General features: G+C 70.0%; 17 protein-coding genes. 4 read left to right on the top strand and 13 right to left on the bottom strand.

Features of this window, described 5'->3' with window-relative positions; genetic code table 11:
* The first annotated feature begins 91 nt into the window (after nucleotides 1-91).
* Both FVO59_RS10505 and FVO59_RS10500 read left to right on the top strand, forming a co-directional pair.
* On the top strand, nucleotides 92-1,276 hold the full coding sequence (locus FVO59_RS10505; protein ID WP_182252590.1) for an MFS transporter: 1,185 nt from the start codon (nucleotides 92-94) through the stop codon (nucleotides 1,274-1,276).
* A gap of 24 nt (nucleotides 1,277-1,300) precedes the next feature.
* The gene (locus tag FVO59_RS10500; RefSeq protein WP_182252589.1) at nucleotides 1,301-2,125 is read left to right on the top strand and encodes an aldo/keto reductase; all 825 of its coding nucleotides are present in this window, start codon (nucleotides 1,301-1,303) and stop codon (nucleotides 2,123-2,125) included.
* A 63-nt stretch (nucleotides 2,126-2,188) separates the two neighbouring features.
* On the opposite strand, the gene FVO59_RS10495 is transcribed toward FVO59_RS10500, so the two are convergent.
* The 9 genes from FVO59_RS10495 to FVO59_RS10460 form a co-directional block, all read right to left on the bottom strand.
* Nucleotides 2,189-3,745: an NAD(P)/FAD-dependent oxidoreductase gene (locus tag FVO59_RS10495; RefSeq protein WP_182252588.1), complete on the bottom strand. Its 1,557-nt coding sequence runs from the start codon at nucleotides 3,743-3,745 to the stop codon at nucleotides 2,189-2,191.
* Between the two features lie 20 nt (nucleotides 3,746-3,765).
* Nucleotides 3,766-4,761 (bottom strand): S8 family peptidase, encoded by a 996-nt coding sequence (locus tag FVO59_RS10490; protein ID WP_346265666.1) that lies wholly within the window; start codon nucleotides 4,759-4,761, stop codon nucleotides 3,766-3,768.
* On the bottom strand, nucleotides 4,686-5,129 hold the full coding sequence (locus tag FVO59_RS16700) for a hypothetical protein (protein WP_346265665.1): 444 nt from the start codon (nucleotides 5,127-5,129) through the stop codon (nucleotides 4,686-4,688). The genes FVO59_RS10490 and FVO59_RS16700 overlap by 76 nt, the downstream gene beginning before the upstream one ends.
* Nucleotides 5,126-5,659, bottom strand: a complete 534-nt coding sequence (locus FVO59_RS10485; RefSeq protein WP_182252587.1) for a DUF501 domain-containing protein — start codon at nucleotides 5,657-5,659, stop codon at nucleotides 5,126-5,128. The genes FVO59_RS16700 and FVO59_RS10485 overlap by 4 nt, the downstream gene beginning before the upstream one ends.
* A gap of 35 nt (nucleotides 5,660-5,694) precedes the next feature.
* Nucleotides 5,695-6,228: an FtsB family cell division protein gene (locus tag FVO59_RS10480; RefSeq protein ID WP_182252586.1), complete on the bottom strand. Its 534-nt coding sequence runs from the start codon at nucleotides 6,226-6,228 to the stop codon at nucleotides 5,695-5,697.
* A 44-nt stretch (nucleotides 6,229-6,272) separates the two neighbouring features.
* Nucleotides 6,273-7,553 carry a phosphopyruvate hydratase gene (gene eno, locus FVO59_RS10475; protein ID WP_182252585.1) on the bottom strand — a complete coding sequence of 427 codons (1,281 nt, stop codon included), beginning with the start codon at nucleotides 7,551-7,553 and terminating at the stop codon, nucleotides 6,273-6,275.
* Nucleotides 7,554-7,650: 97 nt separating this feature from the next.
* Nucleotides 7,651-8,313 (bottom strand): O-methyltransferase, encoded by a 663-nt coding sequence (locus FVO59_RS10470; protein ID WP_182252584.1) that lies wholly within the window; start codon nucleotides 8,311-8,313, stop codon nucleotides 7,651-7,653.
* A gap of 155 nt (nucleotides 8,314-8,468) precedes the next feature.
* On the bottom strand, nucleotides 8,469-9,506 hold the full coding sequence (locus FVO59_RS10465; protein WP_182252583.1) for a DUF1648 domain-containing protein: 1,038 nt from the start codon (nucleotides 9,504-9,506) through the stop codon (nucleotides 8,469-8,471).
* Nucleotides 9,503-9,853, bottom strand: coding sequence for a GntR family transcriptional regulator (locus FVO59_RS10460; RefSeq protein WP_182252582.1), 351 nt, complete (start codon nucleotides 9,851-9,853; stop codon nucleotides 9,503-9,505). The genes FVO59_RS10465 and FVO59_RS10460 overlap by 4 nt, the downstream gene beginning before the upstream one ends.
* 116 nt (nucleotides 9,854-9,969) lie before the next feature.
* On the opposite strand from FVO59_RS10460, the gene FVO59_RS10455 reads away from it, so the two are divergent.
* Together FVO59_RS10455 and FVO59_RS10450 are read left to right on the top strand one after the other, a co-directional pair.
* Nucleotides 9,970-10,452 carry a DUF4442 domain-containing protein gene (locus FVO59_RS10455; protein ID WP_182252581.1) on the top strand — a complete coding sequence of 161 codons (483 nt, stop codon included), beginning with the start codon at nucleotides 9,970-9,972 and terminating at the stop codon, nucleotides 10,450-10,452.
* Nucleotides 10,453-10,493: 41 nt separating this feature from the next.
* Nucleotides 10,494-11,723, top strand: coding sequence for an APC family permease (locus FVO59_RS10450; RefSeq protein ID WP_182252580.1), 1,230 nt, complete (start codon nucleotides 10,494-10,496; stop codon nucleotides 11,721-11,723).
* Here the strand turns inward: FVO59_RS10450 and FVO59_RS10445 are convergent.
* The 4 genes from FVO59_RS10445 to FVO59_RS10430 all read right to left on the bottom strand — a co-directional run bounded on the left by FVO59_RS10445 (nucleotide 11,710) and on the right by FVO59_RS10430 (nucleotide 15,810).
* Complete coding sequence (locus FVO59_RS10445) at nucleotides 11,710-12,504, bottom strand: SGNH/GDSL hydrolase family protein (RefSeq protein ID WP_182252579.1); 795 nt, start codon at nucleotides 12,502-12,504, stop codon at nucleotides 11,710-11,712. The two genes, FVO59_RS10450 and FVO59_RS10445, sit on opposite strands and share 14 nt — an antisense overlap.
* Nucleotides 12,505-12,581: 77 nt before the next feature.
* A complete protein-coding gene (locus FVO59_RS10440; protein WP_220465726.1) occupies nucleotides 12,582-13,838 on the bottom strand; it encodes a histidine--tRNA ligase in 1,257 nt (418 codons plus the stop codon).
* A gap of 141 nt (nucleotides 13,839-13,979) precedes the next feature.
* The gene (locus FVO59_RS10435) at nucleotides 13,980-14,636 is read right to left on the bottom strand and encodes a nucleoside triphosphate pyrophosphohydrolase (protein WP_182252577.1); all 657 of its coding nucleotides are present in this window, start codon (nucleotides 14,634-14,636) and stop codon (nucleotides 13,980-13,982) included.
* 4 nt (nucleotides 14,637-14,640) lie between these two features.
* On the bottom strand, nucleotides 14,641-15,810 hold the full coding sequence (locus tag FVO59_RS10430) for a Na+/H+ antiporter NhaA (protein WP_182252576.1): 1,170 nt from the start codon (nucleotides 15,808-15,810) through the stop codon (nucleotides 14,641-14,643).
* Nucleotides 15,811-15,864: the final 54 nt, after the last annotated feature.

The raw sequence follows: 15,864 nt of genomic DNA, 5'->3' as shown, positions 1-15,864 counted from the left end.
GCTTGCGCCGTTTAGTTGCGTGTGCAATTATGTCTAGTGCAAACGCAAAATCCCGCGTCTGCAATCAATTCAGTGTAACAGGAGAACCCTCATGCCACTCGGGCTCATCGCGCTCGCCATCGGAGCATTCGGCATCGGCCTCACCGAGTTCGTCATCATGGGCCTGCTTCCCGAGGTGGCAGCCGACTTCGGGGTCACCGAGGCCACAGCCGGATGGCTGATCTCCGGCTACGCCCTCGCGGTGGTCGTCGGCGCGCTCCTCGTCACCGCCGCCACCCTGCGCCTGCCTCGGAAGGCTCTGCTGATGGGGCTCGTCGTGCTGTTCATCGCGGGCAACGTCCTCACCGCGATCGCCGGCGACTACTCCACGGCCATGATCGGCCGGATCATCGCCGCACTCGACCATGGCGCATTCTTCGGCGTGGGGTCCGTGGTCGCGGCAGACCTCGTCCGGCCGGAGAGGAAGGCCCGCGCCGTGGCGATCATGTTCACGGGTCTCACCGCGGCCAACGTGCTCGGGGTGCCGTTCGGCACGTTCCTCGGGCAGCAGCTGGGCTGGCGCTCGACGTTCTGGGCCATCTCGCTGATCGGCGTGCTCGCCTTCGCCGGCATCGCGCTGCTCGTGCCCACCACCCGCGGGACGCAGCGGACGGTCAGCCTTCGCGCCGAGCTGAGCGCATTCCGCTCGGGACAGGTCTGGCTCTCCCTGCTGGTCACGGTGCTCGGCTACGGCGGGATGTTCGGCGCGTTCACCTACATCGCCTACACGCTCACCCAGGTCAGTGGGTTCGCCTCGTCAGCCGTGCCGTGGCTGCTCGTGCTGTTCGGCGTCGGCCTCGTCGTCGGCAACGGGCTGGGCGGACGACTCGCCGACCGCTCGATCGACCGCACGCTGCTCTCGTTCATCGGCGCGCTCCTCGCCGTGCTGGTGTTCTTCGCACTCACCGCCGGATCCCAGGCCGCCACGATCGCATCGCTGTTCCTCATGGGCGGGTTCGGCTTCGGAACCGTGCCCGGGCTGCAGAGCCGGATCATGCGGTACGCCGACCACGCCCCCACCCTGGCATCCGGAGCCAACATCGGCGCCTTCAACGTCGGCAACGCGCTGGGCGCGTGGGCAGGAGGCATCGGCATAAGCGCCGGCCTCGGCTACACCGCGCCCATCTGGATCGGTGCGGCGATCACCGCCGCCGCGCTGGTCGTGATGACGGTGGCCATGCTCACCGCGCGGCCTCGCACGGATGCCCCCTCGACCGAGCTCGTCTCGGCTCACTGAGACCACCGCTCGAAAGGAACCCGCATGAGCATCCCCTCCATCTCGCTGAACAACGGAGTCACCATGCCGCAGCTCGGCTTCGGCGTCTTCCAAGTGCCCGACGACGAGACCACGGCCGCCGTCGCCGAGGCCCTGCGCGCGGGCTACCGCAGCATCGACACCGCGGCGGTCTACGGCAACGAGGCCGGCGTCGGTCGTGCGCTCCCCGACTCGGGCATCGGCCGCGACGAGCTGTTCATCACCTCGAAGGTATGGAACTCCGATCAGGGGTACGACAGCACGCTCAGGGCGTTCGACGAGTCCCTGTCGAAGCTCCGGCTGGAGCAGCTGGACATGTACCTCATACACTGGCCCGCGCCGGCTCAGGATCTGTACCTCGACACCTGGCGCGCGCTGGAGCGCCTGGTCTCCGAGGGTCGTGTGCGGGCCATCGGCGTGTCCAACTTCGAGCCGGCGCACCTCGAGCGACTGATCGCCGCATCCGACGTCCTCCCGGCGGTGAACCAGGTCGAGCTGCACCCCGCGCTGCAGAACCGCGCCGTGGCTGCCGCGAACGCGGCGCACGGCATCGCGACCGAGGCATGGAGCCCCCTCGCCCAGGGCGCCGTGCTACGCGATCCGGCGGTGCTCGCCATCGCGCACAGCTATGGCGTCTCCCCCGCGCAGATCGTGCTGCGCTGGCACCTTCAGCAGGGACGCATCGTGATCCCCAAGTCGGTGACGGCGTCGCGGATCGCCGAGAACATCGACGTCTTCGGTTTCGAACTCTCGAACGACGAGCTCGCCGCCGTCGACGCGCTCGACCGCGACGGCCGCACGGGCCCTCACCCCGACGAGTTCAACGGCTGAGACCGGGTACGAAGAGGGGCTGTCCGAGTCGTGCGCTCGGACAGCCCCTCTCATCGCTTCTGATCAGGCGCTGACGTCGACGCTCTCGGCCGTCGCGGCGGCCTTCTTCGCGGGAGCCTTCTTCGCCACCGGCTTCTTGGCAGCCGGAGCCTTCTTCGCCGCGGGCTTCGCCGCGTCGGACTTCGCTGCCGGCTTCACGGCATCCGACTTGGCGGGCTTGCCCGCATCCGACTTCGCCGCGTCCTTCTGGGCGGCAGGCGCAGCCGCCTCGGTCACCGCGGGGCGCGGACGCGCCGCGAACTCCTCGAACGCCGCACGCGGGCGCTGCACGGCGGCGAGGTTGGCGAAGTCGCGACCGAGCCACAGGTTGTGCCACCAGCCCCACAGCACGCGCCACTTGCGCTCCCAGGTGGGCATCGCGAGGCCGTGGTAGCCGCGGTGCGCGACCCAGGCGACGAAGCCCTTGAGGGCGATACCGCCCGACTGGAAGACACCGTTGTAGAGTCCGAGACCGGCCACAGCGCCCAGGTTCTTGTGGAAGTAGTCCTTGGTGCCCTCACCGCGCAGAACGGCGACGAGGTTCTTCGCGAGAAGCTTCGCCTGACGAACGGCGTGCTGTGCGTTCGGCACGCAGGTTCCGTCGGGCAGTCCGCCGGTCTTGTCGGGAACGGCCGCCACGTCACCGGCCGCCCACGCACCCTCGACCGGGTGGCCCTCTGCGTCGACCACGCGCAGGTCGGCCTGCGCGGTGATGCGGCCGCGTGGCTCGGTCGGCAGGTCGCCGCCGCGGACCACGGTCGGGTTCGCCATCACGCCGGCGGTCCAGACGATGAGGTCGGTGGGGATGACCTCGCCGGTCGACAGCTCGACGTTGCCGTCGACGGCGCTGGTGACCTGGGTATCGAGGTGGATGGCCGCACCGCGCTTGCCGAGGTCCTTCATGACCCACTTGCTGGTCTCGAGGGAGACCTCGGGCATGATCCGTCCCATCGCCTCGATGAGGTGGAAGTGCGTGTCGTCGAACGACAGCTGCGGGTACTTCGAGATCAGCGACGAGGCGAAGGAGCGCAGCTCGGCGAACGCCTCGATGCCGGCGAAGCCGCCGCCCACGACCACGACGGTCAGCAGTCGGTCGCGCTCGGGGCCCGCGGGGATCGACGCGGCCTTGTCGAAGTTCGAGAGCAGACGATCGCGCACGGCGACGGCCTCTTCGATGGTCTTCATCCCGATGGCGTTGTCTGCGATGCCGGGGATCGGGAACGTGCGAGACACGGCACCCGCGGTGACGACGATCTGGTCGTACTCGAACTCGTACGGCTCGCCGACCGGAGGAGTGATCGTCGCGACCTTGTTGGCGTGGTCGATGCCGGTCACCTTCGCGGTGATCACGTTCGTGGTCTTGAGGTGACGGCGGTGCGTGACGATCGCGTGGCGCGGCTCGATCGATCCGGCTGCGACCTCGGGCAGGAACGGCTGGTACGTCATGTACGGCAGCGGGTCCACCATCGTCACTTCGGCTTCACCCTTGCGAAGGTGCTTCTCGAGCTTCCATGCGGTGTAGAAACCTGCGTAGCCTCCACCGACAATCAGAATGCGGGGTGCAGTGCTGTTCTGAGGCACAGGGGGACAACTCCTCGTCGTCAGGGTGTGGGAGTGCGTCGACCGCGCTCCAATCGGATGCGCCGGGCAGCTGCGGTGACGCCAAGCGCTATCAGGATACCAGGCACAGTGAGGGCCAGCAGCGGCAGGGTACCGTACCTCAGCGACTCCGGGGTGGGCAGCAGGGGCGATCCCGGTTCAGCGGGCTGCTCCACCGCGGGCAGCGGCGGCACCGCCACCGGCGTCGAGCTGGGCTCCGGCTTGGGCTGCTCGGGGGCATCGGCGCGCCGGTACACCCGGATCCACTCCTCCAGGTCGCCCATCGGGTTGCCTGCGACCACGGGGAGGGACGCCGTGACAGCGGCCTCGGCATCGAGCAGCCCGTACCCGTAGAGCGGATCGGGAGTACGGGTCATGTCCGGCACAGGAACGGCCGTCCGGATGAGACGGTTGATGACGTTCGCGGCATCGAGGTCGGGGTGCGCCGCGCGCACCAGGGCGGCGGCTCCTGCGACGATCGGAGCGGCGCCGCTCGTGCCGTCCCAGGAGCGCAGCGTGCCGTCTGCCGAGATGCCAAGCAGCGACTCGCTGGGGGCCGAGATGCCGATCGTGATGCCCTGGGTCGACGCGCCGGTGCTGGCGACTCCGGTCTGATCGACGCCGCCGACGGTGAGGACGCCTGGTATGGTCGCGGGCGCTCCGATCATCGATGTGCCGCTGCCCCGGTTGCCCGCCGCGACGATCACGACGACATCGTGCTCGAACGCATACAGGAACGCCTCGTCCCAGCTCTCATCCCAGTCGAGGGTGTTCGTGGTGAACGACAGGTTGATGACGTCGGCGCCGTTGTCGACGGCCCACTTCATGGCGTCGACGACCTGCTCGGTGAACGGCACGGTCGAGGCCGAGCCGGGGAAGCCGAGCGAGACCGACAGCAGCTGCGCCTCGGGGGCGACGCCGATCATCCCCGTCCCGTCGGGATTCCCCCGTCCCGCGGCGAGCGACGCGACCCATGACCCGTGGTTGGGGTCGCGCACGCCGACGGGCGTGCGCCCGTCCGGGCTCCCGACGCCAGAGACGTCGGTGCCATCGGCGACAGCGCCGTCGAAGACGACGGGGGCTTGCCGATGCCCGTGTCGATGATGGCGATCCTCACCCCCTTGCCCCGCGTGACGTTCCACGCCTGCCGGATCTTCGCGCCGTCGAGCCAGTACTCGAGCGCTCTCTCGGGGTCGTTCGGATCGTCGGGGATGGGCGGCGGGGTCTGCGGCGGAGTCTCGGTCGTCGTCTGCTGCACCGACGCCGCGCGCGTGTCGGCGGCGACTGCCGGCGTGGCGGCCAGGATCACGGATGCCGCCATCGCCGCAGCCACGGCGATGCCTCGCAGCATCCGCTCAGCGGTCATTCCGTGTCGTCTCCCCGTGCGGCGCCGGGGTCGACGCAGGCGCAGCGCTCGGGCGACCAGCTCGAGCGCTGAAGCGCGGCGTCGCCCAGCGGATTCACTCCCGGCCCTGCGGCGAGCGCATGGCCGGCGAGCGCATGAAGGCACTTCACGCGTGCAGGCATCCCCCCTGCGGAGATGCCGTCGATCTCGGGGACGTCGCCATACTGGGCACGGTCGGCGAGGTACGCCTCGTGCGCCCGGAGGTAGGCTGCGGCGATCTCGTCGTCGGCGTCGAGCATCCCCGCGAGCTCTGGCATGACCTGCGTCGCCTCGAGGGTCGACATCGCGGCAGTGGCAGCGGGATGCGTCAGATAGTAGAACGTCGGAAAGGGCGTTCCGTCGTCGAGACGTGGGGCCGTGGCGACCACTGTCGGGTTGCCGCAGACGCAGCGCGCGGCGATGCCGATCACGCCGCGGGCGGCGCGGCCCAGCTGACGCGAGACCACGTCGATCTCGGCAGCGGTCGGCGTCGGGAAGGGAGGTGTCGTCACCTCACCAGGGTACGGGAGGGTCGCTGTATGCAGCCTCAGCCCTGGCCGCCCGGCACCTCGACGGCGGTCTTCGCCAGGCCCGCCGAGGTGAGGCCGCGCAGCAGCTGCGGCATCCAGTCGGCCGCACGCTCCTCGAGCTCGTCACTGACCTCCTGCTGCTCGGGCGGCAGGTCGGCGGGATCGAGGTCGTCGTCGACGAGGTAGACGACCTCGCCCGGCTTGACGTAGTACAGGCGCTCACGCGCCTGCGTGGTGATGTACGCCGGGTCGTCCCAGCGCTCGCGCTCGCGCTCGAGCTCGGCGATCTGACCCTCGGTCACCTGCACCGAGTGCTCGAGGGCGGCGATCTTCTGCTTCTGCCCGAGGTACGTGCCGATCGTGGGCACGAGAACCCACGTGCCCAGCACGACGAGCGACAGCATGATCACGGCGAAGCCCGAGAGGCGGATGCCGCTCGCCCATTCGCGCACATCCACGGTGCGGCTCGAAGCGGTGCGGCCGGCCGTGCGTTCCCGCTTCGGCGTCGCCGGCCGGGACGCCGAAGGAGGGGGAACCGGTCGTCTGGCCATGCTCCCCCTCCTTCATCCGTTCAGTTCAGCGCGTGCGCTCCGGCTCAGCCCTGGAAGCGCGGGAAGGCGGATGCGCCGGCGAACACCGCCGCGTCGCCCAGCTCCTCCTCGATGCGCAGAAGCTGATTGTACTTCGCGACGCGCTCGCTGCGTGCGGGCGCACCGGTCTTGATCTGACCCGCGTTCGTCGCGACGGCGAGGTCGGCGATCGTGGTGTCCTCGGTCTCACCGGAGCGGTGCGAGAGCATGGCCGTGTAGCCCGAGCGCTGCGCGAGGCTGACCGCGTCGAAGGTCTCGGTCAGGGTGCCGATCTGGTTGACCTTCACCAGCAGCGAGTTGGCGACGCCCCGCGTGATGCCGTCGCCGAGTCGCTCGGGGTTGGTGACGAACAGGTCGTCGCCGACGAGCTGCACCTTGCCGCCGAGGGCATCGGTGAGCTGCTTCCAGTTGTCCCAGTCGTCTTCGGCCAGGGCATCCTCGATCGTGACGATCGGGAAGTCCGAGACGAGGCCCTGGTAGTACTCGATCAGCTCGGGGCCGGTCCAGTCCTTGTTGTCGAGGCGGTAGACGCCGTCGGTGAAGAACTCGGTCGCGGCGACGTCGAGGCCGAGCGCGATGTCCTTGCCCGGGGTGAAGCCGGCCTTCTCGATCGCCTTGATGAGGAACTCGAGTCCCTCGCGGTTGCTGGGCAGGTCGGGGGCGAAGCCGCCCTCGTCGCCGAGGCCCGTGGCGTAGCCCGCCGCCTTCAGCTCGGCGCGCAGCACGTGGTACGTCTCGACGCCCCAGCGCAGCGACTCGGAGTAGGTGTCTGCACCGATCGGGGCGAGGAAGAACTCCTGCATGTCGATGCCGTTGTCGGCGTGCTCGCCGCCGTTGATGACGTTGAACAGCGGAACGGGCAGCAGGTGCGCGTTGGGGCCGCCGAGGTAGCGGAACAGCGGCAGGTCGGCCGAGTCGGCTGCGGCCTTGGCCACGGCCAGGCTGACGCCGAGGATGGCATTGGCGCCGACGCGCTTCTTGTTGTCGGTGCCGTCGACCTCGTTGAGGATCTCGTCGACGATGCGCTGCTCGCTCGCCTCGACACCCTCGATCGCGGGGCCGAGCTCGTCGATCACGGCCTCGACGGCCTTGAGGACGCCCTTCCCGCCGTAGCGGCCCTTGTCGCCATCACGCAGCTCATACGCCTCGAAGGCTCCGGTGGATGCACCGGAGGGGACGGCGGCGCGCTGCACGACGCCGTCATCGAGGAGCACCTCCACCTCGACGGTCGGGTTTCCGCGCGAGTCGAGAATCTCGCGTGCGCCTACAGCCTCGATCAGTGCCACAGAAGTGCTCCTTCGAAAGGGAGAAAAGGGTGGTGGTGGAGCGACGTCGATCCGCGATTCAGTCTAGCCGTGCCACTCGTCCGGCCTCGGGCGCGTGTCACACCACGAGCGCGAGGGCCACGCCGTCCCAGCCCTTGACGCCCACCGTCTGCAGCGCCGTCGCGTCGAAGCGGGGGTCCTCCCCCAGCATCCGCAGCCCGTCGCGCGTGCCGATGACCTTCGTGTCGTCGGTGGCGTCGTTCACGATCTCGCCGTCGCGCCCCACGTTGTCGAGCACGATCACCGTGCCGGGGTGCCCCAACCTGGCGGCCCAGTCGAGGTAGAGGGTGTTCGACTCCTTGTCGGCGTCGATGAACACGAGATCGAATCCGCCCACAAGCGTCGGCAGCACGTCCTCGCCGCGTCCGACCCGGATCTCGACCCGGTCCCCCACGCCGGCCGCATCGATGCTGGCGCGTGCGATGTCGGCGTTGTCCTGCTCGGCCTCGATCGTCACGACGCGCCCCTGCTCGCCCACCGCGCGCGCCATCCAGATGGTCGAGTAGCCGCCGAGGGTTCCGATCTCGAGCACGCGCCGCGCGCCGCTCATCCGCACCAGCAGGTTCAGCAGCTTGCCGGCGACAGGGGCGACCTCGATGTCGGGCATGCCCGCCTTCCGCTGCGCGGCGAGCGCCGCTTCCAGTGCCGGGTCGTGCCCGACCAGCAGGTCGGAGAGGTACTCGTCGGCGGCGCGCCAGGCATGCGGGGTGGATTCGGCCATGAGCCCAGCCAACCGGGGCCGCGGCCCGCGGTCAAGGCGCGCGCATGTCGGAGATCTCAGGCCGTTCCGCTGCGACACGGCGTGTCGTGCGGCTGGGCCCCACGACACGCCGATCGGATGCCGAGTGGTCTGAGATCCCCGACGATGCTGAGGCGTCAGCGCGTCGCACTCCGGTGCTCGAGGTGCGCCTGCAGGGTCGCGGCTGCGGTCTCGGCGCCGTCGACGGTCACGACCACTGCGCCCTTACCGCGACGACTCACCTCGATCGCCGGTCCGCTGCGCAGCACGATGCCCGTGCGGCCGTCCAGCGCGACGCGCCAGCCCACTCCGCCGAACTCCGCGAACGGGTGGCATTCGATCGCCCGCACCGAGCTGATCTCATCGAGCGGCACATGCAGCCGCGGGGCCCCGAGCTGCGAGCGGACTGTCAGCCCGTCGACCCCGACACGCACCCGGAACGATGCCGTCGCAGCGAGGGCGAGTCCCACCACGACCAGCACGAGCAGCGGGATCCAGACCTTGTCCGGCGCCTGCAGCAGCATCACCCCGGTCACCCCGATCAGCATCACCGCGGCCAGTCCGATCACGACCACACCGGGGCGTGCCATGGTCGCCGTACCCATCCAGACCACCCGCTCCCCCGCCGCGATCGACCTGAGCTGGGTGCTCTTCAACGTCGCAGCCGGTGTGGCCGCGACATCGGGCTGCAGCACCCAGCCCACCGCCGACAGCACGAGCAGCGCACAGAACCCGCCGATCATGACGGGCAGCACGTTCGTCGCCGCTGCGGCGTCTGCGAGACCCCGCTGCATCCACACGGATCCCGCGGCGATCACTGCACTGAATCCCGAGAGGCCGAGTGCGATGGCGCCGAGAAAACGTGCCGTCACACCCCACTGCGTGCGCGCCATCGACAGCGTGGTGGTCACGAGAAGCAGCGGCAGGCCCAGACCAAGCACGGCGGCGAGCCACAGATAGGCGGCCGGCGGGGCGAAGCCGTCGACCCCGTCCGAGCCCCAGTGCATGGCCACAGGGTCTGGCAGCTCGGGCATCCACAGGGCGATGAGGGCGACAGCCGCCGCGGTGAGCACCGCGGGGGCGACGAGTCCGACGACGATCAGTGCGCGCCGGGCTCGACGCACCTCGGCGGCGGTGTCCGGCTGCGTAGTGGGGCCGTGGGCGGGCGAGGTCATGAGCTCATCTCCTTGATCAAAGCGGCGAGGGTCGTGGGGGTGACGCCGAGTTCGGCTCCGCGTCGTACGAGAGCGGCGATCTCTTCGGCGAGATCGGCAAGCGGCGCCGCCGAGGCCGAGATCACCGCGCCCCTGCCCCGTCGCAGCTCGACGAGACCCTCGTCTCGCAGCTCCTGATAGGCGCGGAGCGCCGTGTGCACGTTCACCTCGACGGCCTCGGCGAGATCGCGCGCGGCCGGCAGCCGGTCGCCCGGCCCGATCCTTCCCGCAAGCACCTCTCCGCGGACCGAGGCCGCGATCTGCTCGAACAGCGGGCGAGGGCTGTCCGGGTCGACTCTGATGAGCATCCTTACCTCCAATGCCACTTATTCTACTCAAACTAGATCAACTATGGCAACTAGATCATTTGTGCGGCATCGCCAGTCGATCTGACACGGCCTCTCCCGCTGATCAGACTGACGACATGCGCATCACTCCTCGACGCCTCGCCGTGGGCATGAGCCTCTGGTTCCCGAACCTGTTCAGCGGTATCCGAGTACGCCGTTTCAGTCACGACTGGACGCGTGCGACCGTCGAGCTGCACGTCAACCCGCTCACCCGCAACTACGTCAAGACGGCGTTCGGCGGTTCGATGTCGGCGATGACCGACCCGTACTTCTTCATGCTCGTGATGCATCAGCTCGGGAAGGACTATGTCGTGTGGGACACCCGCGGCGAGATCGAGTTCGTCAAGCCGGGTCGAGGGGTGCTCACCGCCGAGTTCGTCGTCACCCGCGAGCAGGCCGACGAGCTGCGCCGTCGGGCGCACGGCGGCACGCAGGTGCGCGAGTGGTTCGAGACCGTCATCACAGACCGGCAGGGAGATGTCGTCGCCAGGGTGCGCCGTGAGGTCTACGTGCGCGAGAAGAAGCGCGTCACCCAGTCGCGCCGGAATCAGGCCGCCTGACGCGTCACACGCCGTTCACCACCAGGTGCGAGCATGGACGGATGCCTCTCGCGCGCCGCCTCACCCTCACCGACGCCGTTGCCATCGGACTCGGATCGATGATCGGGGCGGGCGTGTTCGCCGTATGGTCGCCGGCGCTCGGCGTCGCCGGATCGGGCATCCTCATCGCGCTGGCCATCGCCGCGCTCGTCGCGTTCTGCAACGCCACCTCCTCCGCCCAGCTGGCGGCCGCGCATCCCGTCGCCGGCGGCACCTACGCATACGCGCGCGCCGAGATCGGCCCGTGGTCCGGATACATCGCCGGATGGTGCTTCGTGATCGGCAAGATCGCCAGTTGCGCCGCGATGGCGATGACGTTCGCTGCCTATGCCGCCCCTGAGGGCTGGCACACGACCGTCGCCGTGCTGGCCGTCGCGGCCCTCGCCACGGTCAACTGCTTCGGCATCACGCGCACCGCGCTGCTCACGCGCATCCTCGTGGTGATCTCGCTGATCGGACTCGCCGCGGTCATGGCATCCGGATTCGCCGGCGCGCCGGCTGCCGCACCTGCTCCCCTGCCCGATGCGACCGCGTACGGCGTGCTGCAGGGCGCCGGCCTGCTGTTCTTCGCGTTCGCCGGGTACGCGCGCATCGCGACCATGGGCGAGGAGGTGGTCGACCCCGCACGCACCATCCCGCGCGCGATCGTGCTCGCCCTCGGCGGCGCCGTGCTCGTGTACGTGCTCGTCGCGGTCGCCGTCATGCTGACCCTGGGTGCGGATGCCGTCGGAAGCGATCACCCGCTCGCCGACGTCGCCGCGGTCGCCGGCTGGGAATGGACCGAGCCTGTGGTGCGCGTCGCGGGCGCGACGGCGTCGCTGGGCGCACTGCTCGCGCTGATCACCGGCATCGGCCGCACGACCCTCGCGATGGCGCGGGAATCGGATCTGCCTCGGTTCCTCGCCGTCGTCGACGAGCGCTGGCACGTGCCTCAGCGCGCCGAGATCACGGTCGCGCTGATCGTCGTCGGCATCGTGCTCGTGGCCGACCTGCGCGGCGCGATCGGCTTCTCGTCGTTCGGCGTGCTGCTCTACTACCTGATCGCGAACGCCGCGGCCTTCAGGCAGCACGCCGACGTGCGCCGCTACCCGCGGGCGCTGCAGGTGATCGGCGCGATCGGATGCCTCGTGCTCGTCTCGACGCTGCCCGTGGTCGCTTCGCTGATCGGCACCGGTGTGGTGCTGGCCGGTGTCGGCTACCGGATGCTGCGCCTGCGGGTCACCTCGCACTGACGCGGCGGCGTTCGCCGAGCGCGGCGACGACGGCCGGCAGCAGCGCGTCTGCGGTGCGCCGGTACCCCAGGGCACTCGGATGGAACCGGTCCAGACTGAACATCTGCTCGGGCTCATCGAAGAACAGCGGTCCGACAGTGCGCCGGAGCGATACGTGTGCCGCGCCGGTCCGCTCGGCGGCCTCGGCCTGGGCATCGGCGAGCCGTCGTGAGAGGCGCGACGCCAGACCGCGCAACGGCTGCGGCACGGGGCGCAGCGCTCCCAGGTCAGGGCAGGTGCCCACCACGACGCGCGCGCCGCGCTTGTGCAGCCGCGCGACGGCGTCGGTCAGGTGCCGTGCGGCGTCGACCACCGGGACGCGGTGGGTCACGTCGTTCCCGCCGACCACGATCACCGCGACATCGATCCGATCGTCGGGGGTCAGCGTGTCGAGCTGAGCGGCCAGATCCGACGACTCGGAGCCGACGACCGCGACCGAGCGCAGCACCACCGGCGCCGCGATCTGCGCCGCGAGCGCGCGGGCCAGGCGTCCGCCCAGAGTCTCCTTGGGCTTGGTGGCGCCGAGACCCGCAGCCAGAGAGTCGCCCGCCATCAGCAGCCGCACCGGCTCGCCTGGCAGCTTGCGCCGCCACGTGCGCTCGGCGTCGAGGGCGTCCTCTCCCAGCGGCTTGCCGATGCGACGGCGGGCGATGGCCGCCTGCCGGGCGAGCCCGAGGCGGATGCCGAGACCCGCCGCCACGAGGACGGCGACGAGCAGGGCCACGGGTCGGAGGCGGTTCATGCCCTGATCTCAGCCGGTCGGCGTGAACGCCGTGTGAACATCCCGGAGCCTGCTCCGATACGCGGACGACGTCCGCGTCAGGCGAGCGGCTTGACCTCGCCGAGCGCCTCACCCGCGCGCACCGAGGCGAAGCCGGTGTACCCGTCTGCGGCGGAGCGCTCCAGCAGCGCCTTCAGGTTCTTGGGGCGACGCTCCAGCCTGACCCGCGCGACACCGTCGGCGAGCAGCGCGGTCTTGTGGGCGAGCAGCTCGGCTACCGGCACGTCGGCATCGTGCACGAGCACGACGGCCTGCGCCTGCTCGGCCTCGCGCTCGGCGACCAGGTCGACGATGCGCTCGAATCCGATCGAGAAGCCGACCGCGGGCACCTGCTGGCCGAGGAAGCGACCGATCATCCCGTCGTAGCGCCCGCCGCCGCCGAGGGAGTAGCTCACCGAAGGGTGCGCGAGCTCGAAGATCGTGCCTGTGTAGTAGCCCATGCCGCGCACCAGGAACGGGTCGTAGACGAGCGGAGGCTCACCGGCACCCGGGCGCGCCGCGGTGACCGCGTCACCGAGAGAGACGAGGTGCGCGACGATCTCGTCCGGAGCCCCTTCCGGCAGCGCCTTGCGGATCTGCCGTTCGCCATACGGGTTGTGCTCCATCGTCTGCGGACGGGTGAGGAACGCCTCGAACGCGTCGACCGCGGATGCCGTGACGCCGCGCTCGCGCAGCTCGGTCGCGACTCCTGTCGCACCGACCTTGTCGAGCTTGTCGATCGTGATGAGCACGCCCGGGCGCTCCTCGTCGGTGAAGCCGAAGCTGTCGAGCATCCAGTCCAGGGCGCGGCGGTCGTTCACCCGCACCGTGCCGCCCTCGAGGCCGAGGGCGTCGATGGTGTCGAGCGAGGCGACGACCAGCTCGGCCTCGGCGCGCGCGCTCTCGTCGCCCATGATGTCGATGTCGCACTGCACGAACTGGCGGTAGCGCCCCTTCTGGGGTCGCTCGGCGCGCCACACCGGACCGATCTGGATTGAGCGGAACACGGCCGGCAGCTGGCCTCGGTTGGTCGCGTAGAAGCGGGCGAGCGGGACGGTGAGGTCGTAGCGCAGGCCGAGATCGCTGAGGGCCGCCGGGTCGTCGGCCGCGGCCCGGATGCCATCGGCATCGAGCCCGCGGCGAAGGATGCTGTACGAGAGCTTCTCGTTGTCGCCGCCGATGCCCGCATGCAGGCGACCGTGCTCCTCGACCACCGGCGTCTCGATCTCGTCGAAGCCGTGCGCGCGGTAGCGCTCGCGGATGACGGCGAGCACGCGCTCGCGACGGGCCTTGTCAGCGGGGAGGAAGTCGCGCATTCCGCGCGGCGGGTTCACGTTTGCCACCCGTCCATCTTTCCATTGCACGGAGTCGTGCGCACTGCCCCTGGCGGCCCGGCCGGGGCCGTGAAAGATCGGAAAGGCATCCGGGGATGCCGTCTCCGCTGCGCTTCCGATCTTTCAGGTGGCTTGTTCGGCCTGCTCTGCAGCCCGGACCTCATCTTCGAGCAGGCGGACGCGCTCGCGAAGGGCGCGCTCGGCATCCCACCCCTTCTGCCGCGCCTGCGCGACCAGCGCGAGCAGGGCGTCACCAAGCTCCCCTTCAGAAGCGATCCCGGATGCAGCTGCCGGCACCTCTGCGACGGACGCCGCCCGATCGATGACCTTCTGCGCTCGGGCGAGCGCAGGCATGCCGGCGGGGATGCCGTCGAGCGCGCTGCGGCGCTCGCGCTTCTCGGCGGCCTTCGCCGCGTTCCAGTGCACGAGCACCTCGTGGGGTGTGGTCGCGACGGCGTCGCCGAAGACATGCGGATGCCTGCGGACCATCTTCTCGGTCAGACCTCGGGCCACATCGTCGATGTCGAACGGGTCGTCGGGGTGCTGCGCCGCGATCGCGGAGTGGAACAGCACCTGCCAGAGCAGATCGCCGAGCTCCTCGCGCAGCTCGGCGCGGTCGTCGCGCTCGACCGCATCGATGACCTCGTGCGACTCCTCGATGAGGTAGGGAACGAGGTCGCGATGCGTGATCCGCTGCGTCCAGACGCACCGCTCACGCGTCTGGCGCATGGTCTCCGCCGCCGCACGCAGCGCGTCGGGCTCGGTCAGCGGATCGATCATCGCGTCACTCCGTCGCGGCGGCCAGGGTGCGGTAGGCGCGAGCGCGCGCCGAGACGATCACGGCCGACAGCAGCAGCGCGATCAGCGAGCCGCCGAGCACGCCGAGGATCGCCTGATCGCGGATCCCCGCGTCGTCGGCGAAGGCCAGGTTCGCAAGCAGCAGCGACACGGTGAACCCGATGCCGCCGAGAGTGCCTGCGGCGAGGATGTCCGGCAGGCGCAGTGCGGGCTCGGTGCCCTTCGGGCGCAACTGCATGCTCAGCCATCCGAAGAGACCGATGCCGATGATCTTGCCGACCGGCAGGGCGATCAGGATCGCCCAGAACGCCGGCGACAGCTCTGCCGGCGAAACCTGCGGGATCACGACGAACGCCGCGACGAAGGCGAAGACCGGCAGGATCACGCCGTTCACCGTCGGCTCCAGCCCGTGCCGCGTCTTCTCGGCCGGCGCCGGCGACATCGCGAGGCCGAGCATCACCCCGGCGATCGTGGCGTGGATCCCGGAGAGCGCCATGAAGCCCCAGGCGATCACGCCGATCACGCCCATCAGCACGGCGAGTCCGGACGAGCCGTTCCTGGCGACGATGCGGCTGAGCACGGCGAACACCGCGACGCACGCGACCGCGAGGCCGAACATCAGCCAGTTCACGTCATGCGCGAAGAGCACGGCGATGAAGATGATGCCGATGATGTCGTCGAGGATCGCCAGGGCGAGCAGGAACACGCGCACGGCGGTCGGGAGCCCCTTGCCGAACATCGCGAGCACGCCGAGCGCGAAGGCGATGTCGGTGGCGGTCGGGATGGGCCAGCCGACGGCGGTGCCGTCTCCCGAGCCCGCGATCAGCAGATACACGGCGATCGGCACGATCACGCCACCCGTGGCGGCGATCGCCGGCTGCACGGCCTTGCGCGGCGAATCGAGCTCTCCGTGCGTGAGCTCGTGCCGCAGCTCGATCGCCACGACGAGGAAGAAGACGGCGAGCAGCCCGTCGGCCACCCACTCGTGCACCGTCAGGTCGAGGCCGGTGCCGGGGATGGCGATGTGCGCGTGCAGCACCTCGGCGATCGCGTCGTGCGTCGGCAGGTTGGCCAGGAGCAGACCGAGCCCGGCCGCGACGAGAAGGAGCGCCGCGGGGAACTGCTGCCCGCGAAGTGGGTTGTCCGAGATACGCATCCCCTCCACTCTGTCACAGGGGACGGATGCCGTGATCGGGCGGTCTACCCTCGA

This window comes from Microbacterium esteraromaticum (assembly GCF_014084045.1).
Classification (GTDB): Bacteria; Actinomycetota; Actinomycetes; order Actinomycetales; family Microbacteriaceae; genus Microbacterium; species Microbacterium esteraromaticum_D.
The sequence above is the reverse complement of the archived record's forward strand: the minus strand, read 5'-3'. Positions and strand labels throughout refer to the sequence as shown.

Coding starts and splice junctions, on each gene's coding strand:
- FVO59_RS10470 (WP_182252584.1), bottom strand. CDS start 8,313: ATGGCCGAATCCACCCCGCATGCCTGGCGCGCCGCCGACGAGTACCTC.
- FVO59_RS10445 (WP_182252579.1), bottom strand. CDS start 12,504: ATGAACCGCCTCCGACCCGTGGCCCTGCTCGTCGCCGTCCTCGTGGCG.
- FVO59_RS16700 (WP_346265665.1), bottom strand. CDS start 5,129: ATGACCGCTGAGCGGATGCTGCGAGGCATCGCCGTGGCTGCGGCGATG.
- FVO59_RS10500 (WP_182252589.1), top strand. CDS start 1,301: ATGAGCATCCCCTCCATCTCGCTGAACAACGGAGTCACCATGCCGCAG.
- FVO59_RS10450 (WP_182252580.1), top strand. CDS start 10,494: ATGCCTCTCGCGCGCCGCCTCACCCTCACCGACGCCGTTGCCATCGGA.
- FVO59_RS10435 (WP_182252577.1), bottom strand. CDS start 14,636: ATGATCGATCCGCTGACCGAGCCCGACGCGCTGCGTGCGGCGGCGGAG.
- FVO59_RS10465 (WP_182252583.1), bottom strand. CDS start 9,506: ATGACCTCGCCCGCCCACGGCCCCACTACGCAGCCGGACACCGCCGCC.
- FVO59_RS10440 (WP_220465726.1), bottom strand. CDS start 13,838: ATGCGCGACTTCCTCCCCGCTGACAAGGCCCGTCGCGAGCGCGTGCTC.
- FVO59_RS10455 (WP_182252581.1), top strand. CDS start 9,970: ATGCGCATCACTCCTCGACGCCTCGCCGTGGGCATGAGCCTCTGGTTC.
- FVO59_RS10480 (WP_182252586.1), bottom strand. CDS start 6,228: ATGGCCAGACGACCGGTTCCCCCTCCTTCGGCGTCCCGGCCGGCGACG.
- FVO59_RS10460 (WP_182252582.1), bottom strand. CDS start 9,853: ATGCTCATCAGAGTCGACCCGGACAGCCCTCGCCCGCTGTTCGAGCAG.
- FVO59_RS10505 (WP_182252590.1), top strand. CDS start 92: ATGCCACTCGGGCTCATCGCGCTCGCCATCGGAGCATTCGGCATCGGC.
- FVO59_RS10430 (WP_182252576.1), bottom strand. CDS start 15,810: ATGCGTATCTCGGACAACCCACTTCGCGGGCAGCAGTTCCCCGCGGCG.